The sequence below is a fragment of the Acidocella sp. genome (assembly GCF_027352905.1).
GTDB lineage: Bacteria > Pseudomonadota > Alphaproteobacteria > Acetobacterales > Acetobacteraceae > Acidocella.
Map to the genome: position 1 here is coordinate 134,746 of NZ_DAIEIF010000051.1, position 7,285 is coordinate 142,030.

Annotated in this window: 6 protein-coding genes; 3 read left to right on the top strand and 3 right to left on the bottom strand. The window is 65.8% G+C overall.

Annotated elements, in window-relative coordinates; genetic code table 11:
* The 3 genes from dksA to M7H45_RS10210 all read left to right on the top strand — a co-directional run bounded on the left by dksA (nt 1) and on the right by M7H45_RS10210 (nt 3,751).
* On the top strand, nt 1–417 hold the full coding sequence (gene dksA, locus M7H45_RS10200) for an RNA polymerase-binding protein DksA (RefSeq protein WP_298216621.1): 417 nt from the start codon (nt 1–3) through the stop codon (nt 415–417).
* Nucleotides 418–599: 182 nt separating this feature from the next.
* On the top strand, nt 600–2,090 hold the full coding sequence (locus M7H45_RS10205; protein WP_298216622.1) for an ATPase domain-containing protein: 1,491 nt from the start codon (nt 600–602) through the stop codon (nt 2,088–2,090).
* Nucleotides 2,091–2,092: 2 nt separating this feature from the next.
* Nucleotides 2,093–3,751, top strand: a complete 1,659-nt coding sequence (locus tag M7H45_RS10210; RefSeq protein ID WP_298216624.1) for a response regulator — start codon at nt 2,093–2,095, stop codon at nt 3,749–3,751.
* A gap of 44 nt (nt 3,752–3,795) precedes the next feature.
* Here M7H45_RS10210 and M7H45_RS10215 read toward each other — a convergent pair whose 3' ends face one another.
* From M7H45_RS10215 to M7H45_RS10225, 3 genes are all read right to left on the bottom strand, one after another.
* Nucleotides 3,796–4,254 carry a glycine zipper family protein gene (locus M7H45_RS10215; RefSeq protein WP_298216625.1) on the bottom strand — a complete coding sequence of 153 codons (459 nt, stop codon included), beginning with the start codon at nt 4,252–4,254 and terminating at the stop codon, nt 3,796–3,798.
* A gap of 158 nt (nt 4,255–4,412) precedes the next feature.
* The gene (locus M7H45_RS10220; RefSeq protein WP_298216627.1) at nt 4,413–6,059 is read right to left on the bottom strand and encodes an FMN-binding glutamate synthase family protein; all 1,647 of its coding nucleotides are present in this window, start codon (nt 6,057–6,059) and stop codon (nt 4,413–4,415) included.
* Between the two features lie 65 nt (nt 6,060–6,124).
* Nucleotides 6,125–7,285: glycosyltransferase family 39 protein (locus M7H45_RS10225; protein WP_298216629.1), on the bottom strand; the 1,161-nt coding region annotated here is incomplete at its 5' end.

Below are 7,285 nucleotides of genomic sequence, written 5' to 3' on the forward strand. Positions count from 1 at the left end.
ATGCTGATTTCGTTGCCTCCGGACTACCGGCCCTCGGAAGACGAAGAGTTCATGAATCCCATACAGGTCGAGTATTTCCGGCAAAAATTACTGCGCTGGCGGGCCGATCTGGTGAAGGAGGCCAACGGCACCCTGGCTTCGCTGGGGGAAGGTGGCATATTGGAAGCCGATATCACGGACCGCGCCAGCGTCGAGACCGACCGGGCGCTGGAGCTGCGGACCCGTGACCGGGCGCGCAAGCTGATCGGCAAGATCGACCAGGCTTTGGAGCGGATCGAAAATGGAACCTATGGCTTTTGCGAGGAAACCGGGGAGCCGATCGGGTTAAGGCGGCTGGAGGCGAGGCCGATCGCCACCCTTTCCATCGAGGCGCAAGAGCGGCACGAGCGGATGGAAAAAGTCCACCGGGACGATTGAGGCCCCGAAGCCGGAGCGATGACGCGGGCGCCAGGAAACGCGAGCGCTCCCGGCCCATGCTGGCCCTCCTCCGCTCTTCCGGCTCCGGTGCGTTCTTTGCTTTCAATTCATCGGCCCTCAACTAGCGGGCCTCGTCCAAAATGGTCTATCGTTGCCGGAACGTGCAGTTCGGGAGTGCCAGAGTGGCATTAGAGGATAAAGCCGCCTTCGGCATTGAGGGGCTGGACGAAATCTTACGTGGCGGCTTGGCCCGCGAGCGCCTCTATCTCCTCGAAGGCAATCCGGGCACCGGCAAAACCACAACCGCGTTGCAATTCTTGCTCGAAGGCGCCCGGCGCGGCGAATCCGCGCTTTACGTCACGATGTCGGAAACCGCGGCGGAATTGGCCGAGGCCGCGGCCTCGCATGGCTGGTCCCTGGATGGCATCGAAATTTTTGAACTGGTTCCGCCGGATAGTCTTCTCGATGAAACCCAGCACCAGAGCCTCCTTTATTCCTCGGACCTCGAACTCGGCGAGACGGCGCGGCAATTGATCGCGGCGATCGACCGCGCCAGGCCCAGCCGCGTCGTGGTGGACAGCCTCTCCGAGATCAGGCTGCTCGCCGGCTCGTCTCTGCGCTACCGCCGGCAGGTACTGGCGCTCAAACATTATTTTAGCCGCAACGCGGCCACGGTGGTGATGCTGGATGACCTTTCGGCCGAGACGAAAGACAATACCCTCCACAGCATTGCCCATGCGGTGATCAAGCTGGAGGAGCTGGCGCCGGATTATGGCGCGCAGCGGCGGCGTCTGCGCATCGTCAAATACCGGGGCCAGAATTTTCGCGGCGGCTACCATGACTTCATCATAGCCCGCGGGGGCTTACAGGTTTTTCCCCGCCTGGTGTCGCTTGACCATAAAACCGGCTTCGCGCGCGAGCAGCTCAAGAGCGGCGTGCCGGAGCTGGACGCCCTGGTGGGTGGCGGCATTGAGAAAGGTTCCAGCACGCTGATCCTCGGGCCTGCGGGAACGGGAAAATCCCTGGTATCGATTCAGTATGTCCTTGCCGCCATCGCCCGCGGCGAACGCGCGGCGATGTTCATCTTCGACGAGGAGATGGAATTCCTCTTTAATCGGACCCGCTCCATGGGGTTCGATCTGGAGGGCCACCGGAATCGGGGCCAGCTTTTCATCGAGCAGGTCGATGCCGCCGAGCTCTCTCCCGGTGAGTTTGCCCATAAGGTCCGCCGGGTCGTCGATATCAACCAAGTCAAGACAACGGTCATCGACAGCCTCAACGGCTATCAGGCCGCCATGCCGCAGGAAAAAGCGCTGGTTCTGCATATGCATGAACTTCTGCAATATTTGAACCGGCAAGGGGCCACGACCTTCCTCACCGTGGCCCAGCACGGGCTGGTGGGCGACATGACGACGCCCATCGATATCACCTATCTCGCGGATACCGTGATCTTATTGCGATATTTCGAGGCCTTCGGGCGGATCCGCCGCGCCATATCGGTGGTGAAGAAGCGGGCCGGCGAGCACGAGGAGACCATTCGGGAATATAGAATCAACGCTCATGGTCTTTCCGTCGGCCAGCCTTTGGACGAATTCGCGGGCGTGCTCGGGGGCACACCCCAGTTCAGAGGCTCGCGTGAGGATTTGAAACGCCTCGATCCCAATCCGGATTGAACATGCCCGCCTCTGTTTCAGAAAGGGCGCTGGTGCTGACCCCTCATGGCCGCGACGCCGTGGTGGCCTGCAATCTGCTCGGTGATGCCAATATCGAATCCCACAAGGTCGATCATCTCTCCGAGCTGATTGCAGAACTCGCTGCCGGCGCTGGCGTGGTGCTGCTCGCGGAGGAAGCTCTGGCCGGATCGGATCTGGCGGGCATCAGCTCTTGGCTGGAAAACCAGCCCCCCTGGTCGGATCTCGCCTTCATTCTCATGACCCGTCAAGGCGGCGGTCCGGAGAGAAACCCCGCCGCCGCCCGTCTTTCGCAAATTCTCGGCAATGTCACCTTTCTTGAACGCCCGTTTCATCCCACCACTTTGATCAGCCTGGTCCAGACCGCGCTGCGCGGGCGCCGGCGGCAATATGAGGCGCGCGGCCATCTGGAAGCCCTGCGCGCGAGCGAGGAGCGGCTGCGCGAGTTGAACGCCACGCTCGAACAGCGCGTGAGCCAAGAGGTGGATATACGCACGGTGGCCGAGGAGGCGTTGCGGCAAAGCCAGAAGATGGAGGCGGTGGGCCAGCTCACGGGCGGGGTGGCCCATGATTTCAATAATCTCCTCACCATCATCCGCTCCTCGGTGGATTTCCTCCGCCGCCCTCATCTCAGCGAGGAGCGGCGGAAACGATACATGGATGCGGTCTCGGACACGGTGGACCGGGCGGCGAAGCTCACCGGGCAGCTCCTCGCTTTCGCCCGGCGGCAGGCGCTTCAGCCGGAGGTGTTCAACGTGGCCGAGCGCCTGCGCGGCATTGCCGAAATGCTCGATACCGTCACCGGCGCGCGCATCCGCGTCAAAGCGGTCATCGAGCCCCGGCGTTGTTATGTGATGGCCGATCTCAGCCAGTTCGAAACCGCGATTGTCAACATGGCCGTCAATGCGCGCGACGCGATGAATGGCGAGGGCCAGCTCACCCTGCGCCTGGAAAGCCGCAAATCCATGCCGCGCATCCGGGGGCATGCCGGCGGACCTGGCCCCTTCGTCGTCGTCTCGCTGAGCGATACGGGGCACGGCATCCCGCCCGACCAGCTGAGCCGCATCTTCGAGCCGTTTTACACGACCAAGGGGGTGGGCAAGGGGACGGGTCTGGGATTGAGTCAGGTTTTCGGTTTCGCCAAGCAATCCGGGGGCGACATTCTGGTGGAGAGCATCCCGGGCCAGGGAAGCTGCTTTCAGCTCTATTTGCCGGAGGTGGCCGAGCCGGCGGAACCAATGGCGCCGGCGACGCCGGCCGAGGCGCCGCCCGCCGGCAAGGGGCAGAATGTCCTGGTGGTCGAGGATAATCTCGAAGTCGGAAACTTCGCCACCCAGATCCTCGCCGATCTCGGATATAAGACGACCTGGGCGAAAAACGCGGACGAGGCTCTGGCCTGCCTCACGGCGGAGCCAGGATTCGATGTGGTGTTCTCGGATGTCGTGATGCCGGGGATGAACGGGCTGGAGCTGGCGAAACGCATCCAGAAAACCTGGCCCAGCCTGCCCGTCATCCTCACCTCCGGCTACAGCGATGTGCTGGTCCGGGAAGGAACCCATGGGTTCGAGCTGATCACCAAGCCTTATTCGGCGGAACAGATATCGGCGGCCTTCCTGCGTGTGATCCGCACGCAGTCTTCATAGCCGCGCATCCGGGCGCGCCCCGGCCGCGGGCCGGGGCGGCGATGTTAATATCCGTGATAGACGTTGCCGTAGCTCGTCATGCATTGCGCGTAATTAATGTTGTATTGCTGCTGCATGGTCTGCTCGGCCTTGTTCGATCCCACGGCGGCGAGGCCGCCGCCCAGCAGCAGGCCCGAGCCGGCGCCGATCGCCGCACCCATGCCCGCATTGCCCGCCGCCGCGCCCAGCAGCGCGCCAGCGGCGGTCCCGGCCAGTGTGCCGCCCAGGGCCTTTTTGGTCGAGGAATTCTTCGTCTCCTGCGAGGCGCCATTGAGGTTTTGTGCCGCCACCTGGCGGCAATAGGCGTCCTGTTGCTGGAACTGGGTGGGGCTCACATTCTTGCCCGGAGTGACGAGAACGGTGGGGCCGGTGGGTGTCGCCGGGGCGCAGCCCGCCAGCGCCGCCACGGCCAGAACCGCCGCGCCCAGCCCGGCGCCCCGCAGAATTTTTTTCGACCGTATCATTTTGACCTCCTTTTCCCTCTTTCCGAAGGGGGTGGAAAAACCTCTGCCAGAGCGGGGTGCGCCCGGCAAGCCGTGCCTGGGTTGCGCCCTCTCCTCCGCCTGAGGATAGGCATGGCAATGGGGCGTTTAAAGACACGCCCGGTCTTGCGCCCCGGCGATCAGCGCCGTTCCTCCCGCGCATCCGCCGCCGCCCGCTTCACCGCCCGTTTATGGGTCAAATCGATCGCCGGGCGGAAGCTGTCCGCCCGCGCGGCGCGCCACCAATCGGCGTAGATCGTCTCCTCCGGCGCCTCCAGCAGAATATTGCGGGGCAAAAAGGCGCGGATGCTGTCCATCGGTTCCGCCTTTTCCGGCCCTACCCGGTGCATCAGGTGGTGCGGCTGCAAATCATTCGGATGCTTGAACCCGACGGCGGCGACGATATCCGCCAGCGCCTCCAGGGTCTTGGCATGAAAGCGTGCCGCGCGCTCGCCCTGCACCTGCGGCACCAGCCCGCGCTGACGGCCCGCCGCCTGGCTCGTCACCCCGGTGGGGCAGGTGCCGAGATGGCAGCGCTGGGCCTGGATACAGCCGATCGAGAGCATGAAGGCGCGGGCGGCATTGCACCAATCCGCCCCTTGGGCGATGTTGCGCGCCAGCCCCATGCCGGAATAAATCTTGCCGGAGGCGGCGAGCCGCACCTCATCCTTCAGCCCCGCCCCCACCAGGGCGTTGCGCATCAGCACCAGCCCCTCGGAGAGCGGCATTCCCACCCAGTCGGAGAGTTCCAGCGGCGCGGCGCCGGTGCCGCCCTCGCCGCCATCGACCACGATGAAATCCGGGCGGATGCCGGTCTCCAGCATCGCCTTGACCATGGCGAAGGGCTCGTGCGGCTGGCCGACGCAGAGCTTCAACCCCACGGGCTTGCCGCCGGAAAGATCACGCATCCGCGCCGCGAACTCCATCATCTCGATCGGCGTCGAGAAGGCGGAATGGCCGCGCGGTGAAAGGCAATCCTGATGCGCGGGCACCTGGCGGATGCGGGCGATCTCCTCCGTCACCTTCGCCGCCGGCAATAAGCCGCCATGGCCGGGCTTGGCTCCCTGGTTGAGCTTGATTTCCGTCATTTTCACCACGTCGAGCGCGGCGCGGTCGCGGAATTTCTCCGCGTCGAAGCGCCCCTTGGCGTCACGCGCGCCAAAATAGCCGGAGCCCAGCTCCCAGACGATATCGCCGCCATGCTCGAGATGATAATCGGAAAGCCCGCCCTCGCCGGTATCGTGATAAAATCCGCCGAGCCGGGCGCCGAGATTGAGCGCCCGCACCGCATTGGCGGAAAGGGCGCCGAAGCTCATGGCGCTGATATTGAACACCGAGGCGGAGTAGGGCCGGGCGCATTGGGCATTGCCCACCATTACGCGCGGGCTTTTATCCGGTTCCGGCTCCGGGGCGACGGAATGGTTGAGCCATTGATAATCCTCGCTATTCACGTCGCGCTCGGTGCCGAAGGGATGCGTATCGGTGACGCCGCGCGCCCGGGCATGGACGAGATTTCGCGCCTCGAAGGAATAGGGCCGTCCGCCCAGATCATCCTCGACGATATAGGCGCGCAGAAAGGGCCGCAGCTTATAGAACACCCAGCGCAGCCGCCCGGCGACGGGAAAGTTGCGGGTGATCGTCCAGTCCCGCTGAAAATAATCATAGACGCCGAGGGCGAAGACCAGCAGGAGGATGATTCCCAGCCAAAGCGGGCCCAGCGCCAGGCACAGCGCCGCCAGCACCAGCGCCACCAGCGGTATGATGGCGCGCACGATGAAATCCAGCATCGCTCCTCCCCTTCCCATTGCGTATCCCCCCAGCCTAGCCGAACCGGCGGGCGCGTCCACCCGGCTCAGGGCCGGGGGAAAATCTTCCCCGGCCCGGGCGCCATGAAGCGGCAGACCCGGTAGCTCATCGCCGTCTCGCCGCGGCGGGTGCGCAAGATGGTACCCAGCTGGTCCGGGCAGGTCTCGCCGGTGCCGCGCAAGATGAGCAGGCCGGGCTGGTCCGGCGCCGCCATCGGCCAGGCGAAATCCTGCCAGCGCGGGCCGAACCCCAGCACCGGCACATCACGGGGCGCGTAATAGGCAAGGGCGGCGGCGGTGGCGTAATCATCCGAGGTGAGGAAGGCGGGGTGCGAGGCGGCGGCGGCCTGCGCGAAATCCCGCCAGCCGGCGAGCTGCAAGGCGGCGGGGTCGCGCGCGGCGGGCAGGGGAAAGGGCGCCGCCACGGCCTGCACATACACCAGCGCGGTGACGGCGAAGCCGCTGGCCAGCGCCGCGCCCAGCCAGCGCCGCGGCAGGGCGGCGGCGGCGGCGAGGCAGGCGGAGGGATAGATGATCACGGCCCAGTTCGCCTGCACCCGCCCGCTCAGCACATGTTCCAGAAAGATCGCGGCGGGGGGCAGGCTGAGCCAGAGCGCCAGCGCCGCGCCCGGCGAGCGCTCGCGGCCCAGCCGCCAGAGGCCGCGCGCCGCCAGCACGGCGATGACCGGGGTGAACAGCAGCGCCTGCCCGCCGAGCAGCTCGCCTAAAAATTGCAGGGAACGGCCGAGGTCGAACCCCGCCACCCTGCTTCCCTGCTTGCGGTAGCTGGCCCAGTGATGGGCGGCGTTCCAGACGATATCCGGCGAGAAGAGGAGCAGCGCCAGGGCGAGGCCCGCCCAGGGCCAGGCGGTGCGCAATTGCGGGCGGATGGCGGCGGCGGTGAGCGCCCATAGCCCGGCCCCGGCGAGGAGAAACACGGCGGTGTATTTCGAAAGCAGGGCCAGCCCGGCGAAACCGCCCGCCGCCAGCCACCAGCGCGCGCCGCCCCCCGCCGCCAGCCGGGCCAGCGCCCATAGCCCCATCACCCAGAAAAAGAGCAGCGGCGTGTCGGGCGTCATCAGCACGCAGCCCGCCCCCAGCATCAGCGTCGCGTTGAACAGGGCGGCGGCGGCCAAGCCCGCGCCCCGCCCCGGCCAAAGCCGCGCCCCCGCATCAGCCAGCTCCAGCGAGCCCAGCGCCGCCGCTAG